Annotated in this window: 11 protein-coding genes and 1 tRNA gene; 1 reads left to right on the top strand and 11 read right to left on the bottom strand. The window is 68.9% G+C overall.

The window, feature by feature from the left end; genetic code table 11:
* The first annotated feature begins 38 nt into the window (after positions 1 to 38).
* On the top strand, positions 39 to 482 hold the full coding sequence (locus tag ACYVLP_RS18820; RefSeq protein ID WP_460628859.1) for a hotdog fold thioesterase: 444 nt from the start codon (positions 39 to 41) through the stop codon (positions 480 to 482).
* Here ACYVLP_RS18820 and ACYVLP_RS18815 read toward each other — a convergent pair.
* The 11 genes from ACYVLP_RS18815 to gltB form a co-directional block, all read right to left on the bottom strand.
* On the bottom strand, positions 445 to 1,038 hold the full coding sequence (locus tag ACYVLP_RS18815) for a GNAT family N-acetyltransferase (RefSeq protein WP_460628858.1): 594 nt from the start codon (positions 1,036 to 1,038) through the stop codon (positions 445 to 447). The two genes, ACYVLP_RS18820 and ACYVLP_RS18815, sit on opposite strands and share 38 nt — an antisense overlap.
* A gap of 163 nt (positions 1,039 to 1,201) precedes the next feature.
* Positions 1,202 to 1,921 carry an ABC transporter ATP-binding protein gene (locus tag ACYVLP_RS18810; RefSeq protein WP_460629056.1) on the bottom strand — a complete coding sequence of 240 codons (720 nt, stop codon included), beginning with the start codon at positions 1,919 to 1,921 and terminating at the stop codon, positions 1,202 to 1,204.
* Positions 1,911 to 3,056: an ABC transporter ATP-binding protein gene (locus ACYVLP_RS18805; RefSeq protein WP_460628857.1), complete on the bottom strand. Its 1,146-nt coding sequence runs from the start codon at positions 3,054 to 3,056 to the stop codon at positions 1,911 to 1,913. The genes ACYVLP_RS18810 and ACYVLP_RS18805 overlap by 11 nt, the downstream gene beginning before the upstream one ends.
* Positions 3,049 to 4,188, bottom strand: a complete 1,140-nt coding sequence (locus ACYVLP_RS18800; protein WP_460628856.1) for a branched-chain amino acid ABC transporter permease — start codon at positions 4,186 to 4,188, stop codon at positions 3,049 to 3,051. The genes ACYVLP_RS18805 and ACYVLP_RS18800 overlap by 8 nt, the downstream gene beginning before the upstream one ends.
* Positions 4,185 to 5,174 (bottom strand): branched-chain amino acid ABC transporter permease, encoded by a 990-nt coding sequence (locus tag ACYVLP_RS18795; protein WP_460628855.1) that lies wholly within the window; start codon positions 5,172 to 5,174, stop codon positions 4,185 to 4,187. The genes ACYVLP_RS18800 and ACYVLP_RS18795 overlap by 4 nt, the downstream gene beginning before the upstream one ends.
* 114 nt (positions 5,175 to 5,288) lie before the next feature.
* A complete protein-coding gene (locus ACYVLP_RS18790) occupies positions 5,289 to 6,434 on the bottom strand; it encodes a branched-chain amino acid ABC transporter substrate-binding protein (protein WP_460628854.1) in 1,146 nt (381 codons plus the stop codon).
* A 152-nt stretch (positions 6,435 to 6,586) separates the two neighbouring features.
* On the bottom strand, positions 6,587 to 7,231 hold the full coding sequence (locus ACYVLP_RS18785) for an ANTAR domain-containing response regulator (RefSeq protein ID WP_460628853.1): 645 nt from the start codon (positions 7,229 to 7,231) through the stop codon (positions 6,587 to 6,589).
* Between the two features lie 140 nt (positions 7,232 to 7,371).
* Positions 7,372 to 7,454, bottom strand: a tRNA-Leu gene (locus ACYVLP_RS18780).
* A gap of 181 nt (positions 7,455 to 7,635) precedes the next feature.
* Positions 7,636 to 9,093 (bottom strand): pyruvate kinase, encoded by a 1,458-nt coding sequence (gene pyk, locus ACYVLP_RS18775; protein WP_460628852.1) that lies wholly within the window; start codon positions 9,091 to 9,093, stop codon positions 7,636 to 7,638.
* Between the two features lie 194 nt (positions 9,094 to 9,287).
* The gene (locus tag ACYVLP_RS18770; protein ID WP_460628851.1) at positions 9,288 to 10,745 is read right to left on the bottom strand and encodes a glutamate synthase subunit beta; all 1,458 of its coding nucleotides are present in this window, start codon (positions 10,743 to 10,745) and stop codon (positions 9,288 to 9,290) included.
* The gene (gene gltB / locus ACYVLP_RS18765) at positions 10,738 to 15,303 is read right to left on the bottom strand and encodes a glutamate synthase large subunit (RefSeq protein ID WP_460628850.1); all 4,566 of its coding nucleotides are present in this window, start codon (positions 15,301 to 15,303) and stop codon (positions 10,738 to 10,740) included. Before gltB ends, ACYVLP_RS18770 begins: the two co-directional genes overlap by 8 nt.

Below are 15,303 nucleotides of genomic sequence, written 5' to 3'. Positions count from 1 at the left end.
CGCCGTGGCCGTCGGCAGGGCGGCATACGATCTCGGGCATGACTGACTCGACGACGCAGGATGGCTCACCGGACGCGACCCTGGAGGCCATGCGCGCCAGCGGCGCCGGCACGCTCATCGAGCGGATGGGGATCGAGCTCGTCGAGACCACCCCGGAGCGTCTCGTCGCGACGATGCCCGTCGAGGGCAACACGCAGCCGTATGGACTCCTCCATGGCGGCGCGAGCGTCGTGCTTGCCGAGACGCTCGGCTCGCTCGGGGCACAGCTCTATGCCGGCCCGGGCCGCGTGGCCGTCGGCCTCGACATCAACGCGACGCACCACCGCGCAGCTCGCAGCGGCGTCGTGACGGGCACGGCGACGGTGCTCAGCGCCGGGCGCACCCTCGTCAGCTACGAGGTCGCCGTCACGGACGAGGACGGCAAGCGGGTCTGCACGTCGCGGATCACGTGCCTGCTGCGCGATGTGGCGCCTGGGGCCTGACCGAGGCTCGGCGGTCGCGGCGCCGCTGGAGCACCTGCTCGAGGGGCAGCACCTTCGCTCGTGACTCGCCCGCGAGCCGACGCTGCAGGCTCGTCGCCGAGGCGATGCGGCGCACGGTCTCCGGCACGAAGCCGAGACGCGCGAAGAACCGGTTCGCCTCGCGGTCCGCGGCGGGCACCGAGCTTGCCAGGTGGTCGCAACCCTGCCGGTCGGCATATCTCGTCACGGCCGTGAGCAACGCGCGTCCGATGCCCTGGCGCCGGAAGTCCGGGTGCACGAAGAGCATGTCGATCGACACGCACGGCGAGTTGACCAGCAGGCTTCGAGTCGAGTCGGCGAGCACGACGTAGCCGGCGGGCTGGTCGTCGCTGAAAGCGATGTAGGCACAGACGTCTTCGCGCTGTAACGCGTTGCGAAGGGTGCCGTCGAGGGCGAGCCGCTGAGCGGCCTCCGGGGAGGTGCCTCCCTCGATGCGGTGGGTGATCCAGAGTCCGATGAACTTGGAGTGCAGACCCTCATCCACCCGCTGCACCGACGCGACCGCTCGACCCATCATCCCTCCAGTTCCCTACCCCGAGGTCACTCGGCTGAGATTACGGCCAACCGGCTTCCGGCGGAAGGGGATCCGCAGGGTGTGTTGACGACCGAGGGCGCCACGGCCGAAGCCGTGGCGCCCTTGACCGATCCTGGAGCCGGAATGCCGTCAGGAGGTTTCGTCGTCAGACGTCCCCACCCAGGTAGGCCTCCTTCACCGCCGGGTCTGCGGCGAGCTCCGGGCCCTTGCCCTCGCGGACGATCTCGCCGGTCTCGAGGATGTAAGCCCGGTGCGACCGCTTCAGCGCCTGGGCGGCGTTCTGCTCGACGAGCAGCACGGTCGTGCCCTGGCCGTTGATCTCGGCGACGATCTCGAAGATCTGCTGGATCAGCTTGGGAGCCAGGCCCATCGACGGCTCGTCGAGCAGCAGCAGCCTGGGCTTGGCCATGAGGGCCCGGCCCATCGCGAGCATCTGCTGCTCACCACCCGACATCGACCCGGCGGCCTGGTTGCTGCGCTCCTTGAGCCGCGGGAAGAGGTCGAACACCCGATCGAGATCGTCCTTGACCGCCTTCGTCTTTCGGTCGGGGCGGGCGTAGGTGCCCATCTCGAGGTTCTCCATCACCGTCATGCCGACGAAGCACCCGCGGCCCTCAGGAGACTGCGCGATGCCGAGCACCGGCCGCTCGTGCGACGGAGTGTGCGTGATGTCCTTGCCGTCGAACCTGACCTCGCCCGCCCTCACCGGACGCAGGCCTGACACGGTCTTGAGGGTCGTCGTCTTGCCCGCGCCGTTGGCGCCGATGAGGGTGACGATCTCCCCCTCGTCGACACTGAAGCTGATGTCGCGGATGGCCTCGATGCGCCCGTAGTTGACGCACAGTCCCTTGACCTCAAGAAGCATCTTCTTCATCAACTCCCAGATAGGCGGCGATGACCGCCGGGTTGTCGCGGATCTCGGCCGGCGCGCCCTCGGCGATCTTACGACCGAACTCGAGCACGACGATCCGGTCGGTGACGCCCATGACGAGGCGCATGTCGTGCTCGATGAGCAGCACGGTGTACCCCTGGTCGCGGATCGAGCGGATCAGATCCATGAGCTTGGCCTTCTCGGCCGGGTTGAAGCCCGCCGCCGGCTCGTCGAGGCAGAGCAGCTGCGGGCTCGTCGCCAGCGCTCGCGCGATCTCGAGCCGGCGCTGGTCGCCGTAGGGCAGGTTCCGGGCCAGCTCGTCCGCCTTGTTCTCCAGCCCCATGAACTCCAGCAGCTCGAGAGCGCGGGCCTGCCCCTGCTCCTCCTCCCGCCGGTGCTTGGGCAGGCGGAACATCGCCGACCCGACGCCCGTCGTGTGGTGTGCGTCGACCCCGACGAGGACGTTCTCAAGAGCCGTCATGTTCGCGAACAGGCGGATGTTCTGGAACGTCCGCGCGATGCCCAGCTTGGTGATCTGGAACTTCTTGCGCTTGCCCAACGGCTTGCTGAGGAACCGCACGCCGCCCGACGTGGGCTGGTAGACGCCGGTCATGACGTTGAAGCACGTCGTCTTGCCGGCACCGTTGGGACCGATGAGACCGAGGATCTCGCCCTTGTTGATGTGGAAGCTCACCTCGTTCAGCGCCACGACACCACCGAAGCGCAGCGTGACGTTGTCGACCTCGAGAATGCGCTCGCCCTCGGCAACCGTCGGGCCGATGTCCTCGGGCGCGATGTCGACGTCGGGGTTGATCTCGGTGACAGCGTCAGCCGGGTCAGCCAGCGGCGGTGGGTCGTCCGTCTCCGCGTCCGCCGCGGTGGGCCGCTCCGCGACCGGGTCCACCGTGGCGCCGACCTCCGGATCCTGGATCGTGGCAGCGGTCAGGTCACTGGGCGTGGCACCGGTCGGGTCGGCGGTGGAGTCAGCCGTCGGGTCGGCCTTCGCGTCAACGTCGGCATCAGCGTTGGCAACAGCGTTGGCGTTGACGTCCTCGTTGACATCAGCGCTGGCCTCGGCGGGCTGCTGGGTGGACTGGCTCGTGTCCTCAGGCTGGGTCTGCTCAGGCACTGGCTTCTCCTTCCTCGAGAACGTGCTGTCTCTCATCGGCCCGCTTGGCTCGAACGGTCCGCCGCGGTGGCAGGATGCCCTGCGGACGGAAGATCGCCAGGAGCATCAGCGCCAGGCCGAAGGCGAGCACCCGGAAGTCCGCGAAGTCGCGGAAGCGCTCCGGGAAGTAGGCGACCACGATCGCGCCGAGGATGACACCCCACCGGTTGCCTGCACCACCGACGACGACCGCGGCGAGGAACAGGATCGAGAACAGCAGCTGGAAGCTGTCCGGGTTGATGAAGCCGGCCTTGGTCGCGAACAGGGCGCCCGACAGGCCGCCGATCGCGGCGCCGAGCATGAAGGCCAACAGCTTGAACTTGAAGGTCGGCACCCCCATCAGCTCGGCAGCGTCCTCGTCCTCGCGCGTGGCCTCCCAGGCACGCCCGACCCGGCTGTTCTTCACGAGGATGTCGAAGATCAGCACGAGGCCGATGACGAACAGGCCCAACCAGTAGTACGGCACGAAGTCGGCGATGCTGAACTTGAGGAACGTCGAGGTGGTCTCGAGGTCGATGACCGGGACGCCGGTGCTCCAGTCGATGCTCGGCACGTCGAACAGCTCGATGCCGGGCGGGCTGGGGATCGACGAGATGCCCTGCGCGGCGCCGAGCCACTCGGAGTTGACGAGGGTCAGGCGCACGATCTCACCGAAGCCAAGGGTCACGATCGCGAGGTAGTCACCGCGGACCCGCAGCGTCGGTGCGCCGAGGATCAGACCCGAGATCATCGCCATGACGATCGCGATCGGCACAACGGTGATCCAGGACAGCTTCGCGTGCTGCGCGCTCAGGACACCGACGGTGTAGGCCCCGATCGCGTAGAAGCCGACATACCCGAGGTCGAGCAGTCCGGCATACCCGACGACGATGTTGAGGCCGAGGGCCACCAGCACGTAGGTGCAGACGGTGAACAGCACGCCGCCGAAGTCCGACCCCTCGGTCGTGATGAGCGGGATGTTGAGCAGCGGCAGCAGGAACAGGAACAACGCGAAGAGCACCCAGAGGATGATCTTGGCGCTCTTGGGCATCCCGCTGACGCGCTCCTTGAAGCCAGGACGGGGAGCCTTGGCCGTGGTGGTTGCGGTGGTCATACGCGTGCCTTTCCGAGGGACTCACCGAGCAGGCCGGTGGGCCGGAAGAGCAGGACAAGAATGAGCAGGACGAAGGCGACGACGTCCTTCCACTGCGTGCCCACGAGGGCCGAGCCGTAGTTCTCCGCGACACCGAGGACGAAGCCACCGAGGAGAGCTCCACGGAGGTTGCCGATGCCGCCGAGCACGGCGGCGGTGAACGCCTTGACGCCCAGGAGGAAGCCCGCGTCGTACCGCGTGATCCCGATCTTCAGCATGTAGAAGGCAGCCGCGGCTCCGGCCATGACGCCACCGACGAGGAACGTCACCTGGATGACGCGGTCGCGGTTGACGCCCATGAGGGCAGCCGACTCGGGATCCATGGCGACCGCGCGGATACCGCGGCCGGTCCTCGAGCGCCGCACCCACTGGTCGAGCACGACCATGATCGCGATCGCGCCGAAGATGACGAAGAAGTCGACGTTCGTCACGTGGTAGCCGCCGATCTCGACGACCGACTGTGGCTGGATGATCGTCGCCATGCCGGCGTTGTTGCGCGAGTTGCGGACGTAGTCGCTCAGGGTGTCCTCAAGGCCCACCCAGCTCGCGATCCGGCCGCGAAGGCCCATGAGCTCCGACAGCACGAACGAGGCACCGATGGCCGAGATGAGGGCGATGAGGGGCGGGGCGTTGCGCTTACGCAGCGGGCGGTAGGCGAACCGCTCGAGGAGCACGGCGATCAAGCCGGACATGGCCATAGCGGCGATGAACATCGCCGCTACCCAGAAGATGACCTGGCCGACCGAGCCGCCGGTCCTGCCGCCGAAGAACATCACCACCCAGAGGGCGGCGAAGGTGCCGTACATGAACACTTCGGAGTGCGCGAAGTTGATGAGTCGCAGCACGCCGTAGACCAGGGTGTAGCCGAGGGCGACGAGGGCATAGACCGCACCAAGGGTGAGGCCGGTGATCGTCAGCGCCCAGAAGTTGTCGATGAGGAACTGCATCCAAGACCTCCTGAGGGCCAGGTGCGGTGGGCGGGATCAGACAAGCGCGTCGAGGGATACGAAGGGCGGTCGGAGCCTACTGCTCCGACCGCCCTTCATGCTCGGACTCGGCGGTTACTTGATCTCGCCGATCGACACGATCTTGCCGTTCTCGACCTTGTAGGCGAAGACCTTGATGTCCACGACCTCACCCTTGGCGTCGAACTTGAGCTGCTTCGTGACGCCCTTCTGGTCGTAGTTCTTCACCCAGTCGACCATCGTGGCGCGGGTCTTGCCGGCGCCGATGCCGTTGAGCAGGATCGTCGCGGCGTCGTAGCCCTCACCGGAGTAGGTGTTGGGGTCCTCGTTGTACTTGGCCTTGTACGCGGCCTGGAAGTCCGGAGCGACGTCCGGCGGAACGCACGGGCAGGTGATGATCGTGCCCTCGGCGGCTTCCTTGGCGTTGTCGATGAACGACTGGTCCTTGACGCCGTCGGCCACGACGTACGTGCCCTTCCAGCCGGCGTCGCGCAGCTGCTTGATCATCGGCGCGGCCTCGGGGGCGTAGCCGCCGAAGAAGAGAGCGTCGGCACCGGCAGCGGTCACCTTGGTGACCGAGGCGCTGAAGTCAGTCTGCTTCTGCTGGATCGTGTCGCTGCCGACAACCTGCGAGCCGAGGTCCTGGCGGACGATGTCGGCCAGACCCTTGCCGTACTCAGACGCGTCGTCGATGACGAAGACCTTCTGCGCCTTGAGGGTGTCCTTGATGTACTTGGCCGCGGCGGGACCCTGCGTCGCGTCGTTGCCGAGCGCGCGGAAGAAGGTCTTCCAGCCGTTGTCGGCCAGCTTCGGGTTGGTCGCCGACGGCGTGATCGTCACGAGGCCGGCCTCGTTGAACGCCGGGTCGGCAGCCTTGGACTCGCCGGAGAAGGCGGGGCCGACGATGCCGACGACCTTCTTGTCGTCGATGGCCTTCTTGGCCAGAGCCGGGGCCTGGGTCGGGTCACCCTGCGAGTCGTAGTTCTCGAGGGTCACCTTGCAGTTGGCGTGCGCCTTGTTGTAGTCGTCGAGCGCGAGGTTGACGCCGTTCTGGATGTAGATGCCCAGGTTGGCGTTCGGGCCGGTGAGGGCACCGAACATGCCGATCTTCAGGTCGCACGACGCGGCAGAGGCGCCGCCGGTGCCGCCGGCAGAGGGAGTCTCGCCGCCCTTGGTACCACAGGCACCGAGAGCAAGCGCCGCGGCCACGAGCGGCACAGCGAACTTGAGGGTGGAACGCACGGATGTCCTCCTGATGTCACACATCCCTCGGATGAGGGCTGACACGGAGACTAGGCCCAATTTCGTGCTGAGGTCACGACCTAAGACCGATCGGTGACCGACCCGTGACCTCGGCGTGACGCTTGCGCCGAACGATTTGCGGTAATCGGCCGTCAGGACGCCGGGAATCCGTTGATGACCGCCTCCGCCACCTCTTTCATCCCGAGGCGGCGGTCCATCGCCGTCTTCTGGATCCATCGGAAGGCGTCCGCCTCGCTCAGCTTGAGCTGCGCCATGAGCACGCCCTTGGCGCGGTCGACGAGCTTGCGCGTCTCGAGCCGCTCCCCGAGGTCCGCCACCTCGGCCTCGAGCGCCTTGAGCTCCTGCCAGCGCGAGGTGGCGATGTCGATCGCCGGCCGCAGGTCGGCAGCGGTGAACGGCTTGACGATGTAGGCCATGACGCCGGCGTCGCGGGCCCGCTCGACGAGCTCGGTCTGCGAGAACGCCGTGAGCATGATGACCGGGCACAGCTTCGCCTCGTGCAGCTGCTCGGCGGCCGAAAGACCATCGAGCACAGGCATCTTGACGTCCATGATGACCAGGTCGGGCTTGACCTCGCGGGCCAGCTCGACAGCCTGCTCGCCGTTGCTCGCCTGCCCCACGACGTCGTAGCCCTGCTCACCGAGCATCTCGACGAGATCCAGCCGGATCAGCGCCTCGTCCTCGGCGACGAGGATGCGGGTGGCGCCGCCCACCGGGGCGGGCTTGCTGGCCGGCGTGGCCTGAGGTTTTGGGCTGGTGCTCTCGTCTGTGCTCACGGGCAAAGCCTAGCCGGGGCGAGGTTTCCGGCGCGTTTCGGGACCGTGACGCCCAGGCGCCGTGAGCGCGTGCGCACCGACGGTCGCGGACCCCCCGACCGCCATGGTCGCGGACGTCGTCCGCGCGCCAGAGGCAAGGGTGCCGGGAGCGGGACTCGAACCCGCACGGCCTTGCGGCCAGAGCATTTTGAGTGCCCCGTGTCTGCCATTCCACCACCCCGGCTGGAGTGCCGGGCCAGCATACCGGCGCGACGTGCCACGGTATGCCGCCGGGCGCGGATGGCCGCCCATGCCCAGTCCCCGGGCAACGGGGAACCCACCACAGACCTGCGTATGCCGCCGGGTGGGCCGAGCGGCATACGCAGGGTCAGGCAGCGAGCGCAGGTTGTCCAGGTGGCGCCGCGTCAGCCGGTGACCTCCTCCGGGCGGTAGGCGGGCGCCCGGCGGTGCACGGCGTCGCCGACCCGGTGGACCCGCAGTGCATTCGTCGAACCGGGGATGCCGGGCGGCGAGCCGGCGACGATGACGACGCGCTCCCCCTCGGCCACGCGCCCCTCGGGGATCAGCTTGAGGTCCACCTGCATCGCGAACTGGTCGGTGTGGTGCATGCGCGGGACGAGGTAGGTCTCGACGCCCCAGACCAGGGCGAGCTGCGACCGGACGCGCTGCTCGGAGGTGAACGCCAGCATCGGCAGCCGGGGCCGGATCCGCGCCATGCGCTTGGCCGAGCCGCCGGTCTCGCTGAAGGTGATGAGGAACCGTGCCCCGACAACCTCGCCGATCTCGACGGCCGCCTTGGTGACGGCGCCACCGACGGTCTTCGGGTTGGTCTTCATCCGCGCGATCTTGTCGTAGCCGTGCTCCTCGGTGCTCTCGATGATCCGAGCCATCGTGTGCACGGCCTCGATCGGCCAGGCGCCGACCGACGTCTCGCCGGAGAGCATGAGGGCGTCCGCACCGTCGAGGACGGCGTTGGCGGCGTCGGAGGCCTCGGCGCGCGTCGGCCGGGGGTTCTCGATCATCGACTCGAGCACCTGGGTCGCGACGATGACCGGCTTGGCCTCCCGGCGGGCCAGCTCGATCGCGGACTTCTGCACGAGCGGGACGTCTTCGAGCGGCATCTCGACGCCGAGGTCGCCACGGGCGACCATGATGCCGTCGAAGGCCTGGACGATCGCCTCGAGGTTGTCCACGGCCTGCGGCTTCTCGATCTTGGCGATGACCGGGATGCGATACCCGAACTCGTCCATGATCTCGTGCACGTCGATGATGTCGTCGGCAGCGCGCACGAACGACAGGGCGATCAGGTCGGCGCCGAGGCGCATTGCGAAACGGAGGTCCTCACGGTCCTTCGCCGACAAGGCCGGGACACTGACCGCGACTCCGGGCAGGTTGATTCCCTTGTTGTTGCTCACCTCGCCGCCCACGACCGTCTCGGTGAGCACGTCGGTGTCGGTGACCTCGACGGCCCGGAGCATGACCTTGCCGTCGTCGATGAGCAGGACGTCGCCGGGCTTCACGTCGCCCGGCAGGCCGGCATACGTCGTGCCGACGATCGTGTCGTCGCCCTCCACCTCACGCGTGGTGATGGTGAAGCGCTGGCCCTTGCTCAGGGTCACCGGGCCGGACGCGAAGCGGCCGGTGCGGATCTTGGGACCCTGCAGGTCCACGAGGATGCCGACGGCGCGGCCGGAGCCGTCGCTCGCGGCACGCACGTCGCGGTAGACCTGCTCGTGGATCGAGTGGTCGCCGTGGGAGAGGTTGAGCCGAGCGACGTCCATACCGGCGTCGACGAGGGCTCGAAGCTGCTCAGGGGATGAGGTCTTGGGACCGATCGTGCAGACGATCTTGGCGCGACGCATGCTTCAACCTTATGGGTGCTGTGACGTGGGTCACCACGAGGGTTCGCCTTCTGGACGAACCCGCGTGGCGGGGTGGGACGGCCGCCTGCCGAGGGCAGGCCACCATGACCGGGCGTCGTTGACCGGTAGGTCCTGGGTGGTGCTGCGGGACGGGTCCGAGGCACGCTCGAGGTGCTGCCCCGGGTCGGGACCGCTCAGACGGTGAGCGGGCGGTCCGTCGGCGCGATCGGCCTCGGCAGCGAGGACGATCCGGTGAGCCACGCGTCGACGCCTGCCGCTGCGGCGCGGCCCTCCGCGATCGCCCACACGATGAGCGACTGCCCGCGGCCCGCGTCACCGGCGACGAAGACGCCGGGAACGGAGGACATGAAGTTCTTGTCGCGCCGGACGTTCGAGCGCTCGTCGAGCTCGACGCCGAGCTGCTCCACGACCCCGGGACCCTGCGGGCCGAGGAAGCCCATCGCGAACAGCACGAGCCCGGCGGGGATCTCCCGCTCGGTGCCGGGCTTCGGTGTGAACCGGCCGTCGACCAGCTCGACCTCGGTGAGGCGCAGGGCACGGACGTTGCCGTCGTCGTCTCCGACGAACTCCGACGTGCTGACGGCGTAGACCCGCTCGCCACCCTCCTCGTGCGCGCTGGCGACCCGGTAGATCATCGGGTAGGTCGGCCACGGCTGGTTGCCGGGTCGGTCGTCGCCGGGCTGCGGCAGGATCTCCAGGCTCGTCACCGACGCGGCGCCCTGGCGGTGCGCGGTGCCGATGCAGTCGGCCCCGGTGTCGCCGCCGCCGATGACGACGACGTGCTTGCCGGTCGCGAGGATCTGGTCCGGCACGTCCGTGCCGAGCGAGGCGCGGTTGGACTGTGGGAGGAAGTCCATCGCCTGGTGGATGCCGCCGAGCTCACGCCCCGGCACCAACAGGTCGCGCGGGACGGTTGCACCGACAGCCAGCACCACCGCGTCGTACCGGTCCAGCAGCTGCTTGCCGGTGATGTCGACGCCGATGTCGACGCTGTTGCGGAACCGGGTGCCCTCGGCCTCCATCTGCGCGAGCCGGCGGTCCAGCACCGACTTCTCCATCTTGAACTCGGGGATGCCGTAGCGAAGCAGACCACCGGGCTTGTCGGCCCGCTCGAACACCGCGACCGTGTGGCCGGCCCGGGTCAGCTGCTGCGCGGCGGCCAGGCCGGCCGGGCCCGAGCCGACGACGGCGACCGTCTTGCCCGAGAGGCGCTCGGGCGGCAGCGGCTTGACGAGACCGCTCGCGAACGCGCGGTCGATCGTGGTCACCTCGACCTGCTTGATCGTCACCGCGGGCTGGTTGATGCCGAGCACGCAGGCGGTCTCGCACGGCGCCGGACACAGACGTCCGGTGAACTCCGGGAAGTTGTTCGTCGCGTGGAGCCGCTCGATCGCATCGGCCCAGTCGCCCCGCCAGGCCAGGGTGTTCCATTCTGGGATGAGGTTGCCAAGCGGGCAGCCGGAGTGGCAGAAGGGAATGCCGCAGTCCATGCAGCGGCCGGCCTGGCGCTGGAGCTGGGCGGCCTCCTGCTCCTCGTAGACCTCCTTCCAGTCCCGGATGCGGACGGGGACCGGTCGGCGGGCTGGGAGCTCGCGCTCGCGGGTCGTGAGAAAGCCTTGCGGGTCAGCCACGGGACGCCTCCATGATCCGGTTCCACACTTCGGGGCCGTCGAGGTCGAGGCCGTGTTGTGTCGCCTCGGCGCGCACGTCGAGGACGCGCTGGTAGTCACGCGGCAGGACGAGCGTGAACCGCTGGCTGGCGGCTGCCCAGTCGTCGAGGAGTGCTCGGGCGACCGGGGAGTCCGTCCAGCGGACGTGCGCCTCGAGCAGCTCGGCGAGCGCGGACTCGTCGGCGGGACGCAGGGGCAGCAGGTCGACGAGCTCACCGTTGACCAGGGCCGGGTCGAGGTCGAGGACGTACGCCACGCCGCCCGACATGCCGGCGGCGAAGTTGCGCCCGGTGCTGCCGAGCACGACCGCGGTGCCACCGGTCATGTACTCGCAGCCGTGGTCGCCGACCCCTTCGACGACGGCCCGCGCACCGGAGTTGCGGACACAGAAGCGCTCGCCCACCACGCCACGCAGGAACAGCTCGCCGGTCGTGGCGCCGTAGGCGATGACGTTGCCCGCGATGACGTTCTCCTCGGCCACGAGGGTCGCCCGGCGGTCCGGTCGCACGACGACTCGGCCGCCCGACAGGCCCTTGCCGACATAGTCGTTGGCGTCGCCGAACAGCTGGAGCGTGATGCCGGCGGGGAGGAAGGCCCCGAAGGACTGGCCGCCGGAGCCGGTCATCACCAGCTCGATGGTGTCGTCGGCGAGGCCTTCCGGGTGTGCCTTGGTGACATGGTGGCCGAGCATCGTGCCGACGGTGCGGTTGACGTTGCGGACCGCGATCTCACTGCGCACCCGCTCGCCCGTCTCGATCGCGGTAAGTGCCCGGCTGACCAGCTCGTTGTCGAGGGCCTTGTCGAGCCCGTGGTCCTGCACCGTCGACTGGTGCAGAGTGCCGCCCGTCGGGTTGTCGGCGATGGTCAGGATCGGCGTCAGGTCGAGACCGGATGCCTTCCAGTGCGCGATGGCCTTGTCCAGGTCGAGGCTCGCCACCTGACCGACGGCCTCCTCGATCGAGCGGAACCCGAGCGCAGCGAGGTGCTCGCGAACCTCTTCGGCGATGTACTCGAAGAAGGTCTCGACGAACTCGGGCTTGCCGGTGAAGCGAGCGCGCAGCTCGGGGTTCTGGGTCGCGATGCCGACCGGACAGGTGTCGAGGTGACAGACCCGCATCATGACGCAGCCCGACACCACGAGCGGCGCGGTCGCGAAGCCGAACTCCTCGGCGCCGAGCAGCGCCGCGATGACGACGTCGCGGCCGGTCTTGAGCTGGCCGTCCACCTGCACGACGATCCGGTCGCGGAGCCCGTTGAGGACGAGCGTCTGCTGGGCCTCGGCAAGGCCGAGCTCCCAGGGCGCACCGGCGTGCTTGAGCGAGGTCAGGGGCGAGGCGCCGGTGCCACCGTCGTGGCCGGAGATGAGCACGACGTCGGCGTGTGCCTTGGAGACACCCGCCGCGACCGTGCCCACGCCGATCTCCGCCACGAGCTTGACGTGGACGCGTGCGGAGGGGTTGGCGTTCTTGAGGTCGTGGATCAGCTGCGCCAGATCCTCGATCGAGTAGATGTCGTGGTGCGGCGGGGGGGAGATCAGTCCCACTCCGGGGGTGGAGTGCCGGGTCTTGGCCACCCAGGGGTACACCTTGTGCCCGGGCAGCTGGCCCCCTTCGCCGGGCTTGGCGCCCTGCGCCATCTTGATCTGGATGTCGTCGGAGTGGGTGAGGTAGAGGCTCGTCACGCCGAACCGGCCCGACGCGACCTGCTTGACCGCTGACCGGCGCTCGGGGTCGAGCAGCCGCTCCTTGTCCTCGCCGCCCTCGCCGGTGTTGGACCGTCCGCCGAGGCGGTTCATCGCCACCGCGAGTGTCTCGTGCGCCTCCAGCGAGATCGAGCCGTAGCTCATCGCGCCGGTGTTGAACCGCCTGACGATCTCGCTGACCGGCTCGACCTCCTCGATCGGCACGGGCAGTCGGCCCGTCACGCCGGTCGGCTTGAAGGCCATCAGCCCCCGCAGCGTCATCAGGCGCGTGGTCTGATCGTCGATCCGCTCGGTGTACTGCTTGAAGATGTCGTAGCGCCGCTGGCGGGTCGAGTGCTGGAGGCGGAACACCGTCTCGGGGTCGAACAGGTGCGGCTCGCCCTCGCGGCGCCACTGGTACTCACCGCCCACGTCGAGGACCCGGTGCGGCTGGTGGACGCCGTCCGGTGGGTACGCGCGTGCGTGCCGCTCCGCCGCCTCACGGGAGATGACGTCCAGGCCGACACCGCCGAGCTGCGACACCGTGCCGGTGAAGTAGCGGTCGACGAGCTCCTGGGAGAGGCCGATCGCTTCGAACACCTGGGCGCCGCGGTAGGAGGCCACGGTCGAGATGCCCATCTTCGACATGACCTTGAGGACGCCCTTGCCGAGTGCCTTGATGAGGTTGCGGACCGCCTTCTCCGGGGTGACCCCCTCGATGTCGCCGGACCGGACGAGGTCCTCCACGGTCTCCATCGCGAGGTACGGGTTGACCGCCGCCGCGCCGTACCCGATGAGGAGCGCGACGTGGTGCACCTCGCGCACGTCCCCCGCCTCGACGAGCAGACCGACCTGGGTGCGCGTCTTCTCACGGATCAGGTGGTGGTGCACGGCAGCGGTCAGCAGCAGGGACGGGATCGGTGCGAGGTCGCGGCCGGAGTCGCGGTCGGAGAGCACGACGAAGCGCGCACCGCGCGAGATCGCCCGCGAGACCTCGGCGAAGATCTCGTCGAGCCGTTCGCGCATGGCCGCCGCACCGCCGGTGACGTCGTAGAGGCCGCGCACCACATGAGTGGCGTAGCCCGGCAGGTCGCCGTCGGCGTTGATGTGCACGATCTTCGCGAGCTGGTCGTTGTCGATGACCGGGAAGTCGAGCACGAGCTGCCGAGCGTGCGACGGGGTTGCGGAAAGAGCGTTCCCCTCGGGCCCCATGTACGTGCCGAGCGAGGTGACGAGCTCCTCGCGAATCGCGTCGAGGGGCGGGTTGGTCACCTGTGCGAACAGCTGGGTGAAGTAGTCGAACAGCAGCCGCGGGCGCGAAGACAGCACGGCGATCGGCGTGTCCGTGCCCATCGAGCCGAGCGCCTCGGCGCCGGATCGCGCCATCGGCGTGAGGAGGATGCGCAGCTCCTCCGCGGTGTAGCCGAAGGTCTGCTGCCGGCGGGCGACCGACGCGGCGGTGTGCACGATGTGCTCCCGCTCCGGCAGCTCCTCGAGCCGGATGAGACCGCCGTGGAGCCACTCGGCATACGGCTTGGCCGCCGCGAGCTGGCTCTTGATCTCGTCGTCGCTGACGATCCGGCCGTGCTCGGTGTCGACGAGGAACATCCGGCCCGGCTGGAGCCGGCCCCGCTGCACGATCGTGGCCGGGTCGAGCTCGAGCACGCCGGACTCGGAGGCCAGCACGACCAGGCCGTCGTCGGTCACGGTGTACCGCCCGGGGCGCAGACCGTTACGGTCGAGCACGGCGCCGACGAGCGTGCCGTCGGTGAAGCAGACGTTGGCCGGGCCGTCCCACGGCTCCATGAAGGTCGAGTGGAACTCGTAGAAGGCCCGGCGGGCCGGGTCCATCGTCTCGTGGTTCTCCCACGCCTCGGGGATCATCATGAGCACGGCGTGCGGGAGCGACCGGCCGCCGAGGTGCAGCAGCTCCAGCACCTCGTCGAAGCTCGCCGAGTCGGACGCGTCCGGGGTGCAGATCGGGTAGAGCCGCTCGAGGTCTCCCGGGATGATGTCGGAGGTCAGCTGGCTCTCGCGGGCCCGCATCCAGTTGCGGTTGCCCTTGACGGTGTTGATCTCTCCGTTGTGCGCGATGAAGCGGTACGGGTGGGCCAATGGCCACGACGGGAAGGTGTTCGTCGAGAACCGCGAGTGGACCAGTGCCAGCTCCGAGGCGAAGCGCGGGTCGGACAGGTCAGGGAAGAACGGCTCCAGCTGACCCGTGGTCAGCATGCCCTTGTAGACGATGGTTCGCGAGCTGAGCGAGGCGAAGTAGACCTCGACCTCGCGCTCCGCGCGCTTGCGCAGGCAGAACGCGAGCCGGTCGAGGCCGAGCGCGACCTGGCGTCCGATCGAGCTGCTGACGAAGAGCTGCTCGAAGAACGGCATGCAGTCGCGGGCCACCTGGCCGACGAGGTCGGCCTCCACGGGCACCGGCCGCCAGCCGAGGACCTTGAGGTTCTCGGCGACCGCGAGCTCCTCGATCCGGGCCTTCGCGGCGGCGCGCTCGACGGCGTTCTGGGGCAGGAAGGCGATGCCGGCGGCATACGCCCCGCTGTTGGGGAGGGTGAACGGGACGACCGCCCGGAAGAACTCGTCAGGGATCTGCAGGAGGATGCCGGCGCCGTCACCGACGTGCGGGTCGGCGCCCGTGGCACCGCGGTGGTCGAGGTTGCGCAGGGCCGTCATGGCGTGCTCGACGATGTCGTGTCCAGCCGTCCCGCGCATCGTGGCGATGAGCGCGACCCCGCAGGCGTCATGCTCGAACTCGCGACGGTAGAGGCCGGAGTTCTCCGGGTGTGCACTGAAGAGGGCACGGGTGCGGGTGTGCGGCGACAT

Source organism: Intrasporangium mesophilum (assembly GCF_054783095.1).
Note: the sequence above shows the minus strand (reverse complement) of the source record. Positions and strands in the feature narration are given on the sequence as shown.

Coding starts and splice junctions, on each gene's coding strand:
- ACYVLP_RS18800 (WP_460628856.1), bottom strand. CDS start 4,188: ATGACCACCGCAACCACCACGGCCAAGGCTCCCCGTCCTGGCTTCAAG.
- pyk (WP_460628852.1), bottom strand. CDS start 9,093: ATGCGTCGCGCCAAGATCGTCTGCACGATCGGTCCCAAGACCTCATCC.
- gltB (WP_460628850.1), bottom strand. CDS start 15,303: ATGTCGCCGCACACCCGCACCCGTGCCCTCTTCAGTGCACACCCGGAG.
- ACYVLP_RS18795 (WP_460628855.1), bottom strand. CDS start 5,174: ATGCAGTTCCTCATCGACAACTTCTGGGCGCTGACGATCACCGGCCTC.
- ACYVLP_RS18815 (WP_460628858.1), bottom strand. CDS start 1,038: ATGATGGGTCGAGCGGTCGCGTCGGTGCAGCGGGTGGATGAGGGTCTG.
- ACYVLP_RS18820 (WP_460628859.1), top strand. CDS start 39: ATGACTGACTCGACGACGCAGGATGGCTCACCGGACGCGACCCTGGAG.
- ACYVLP_RS18810 (WP_460629056.1), bottom strand. CDS start 1,921: ATGCTTCTTGAGGTCAAGGGACTGTGCGTCAACTACGGGCGCATCGAG.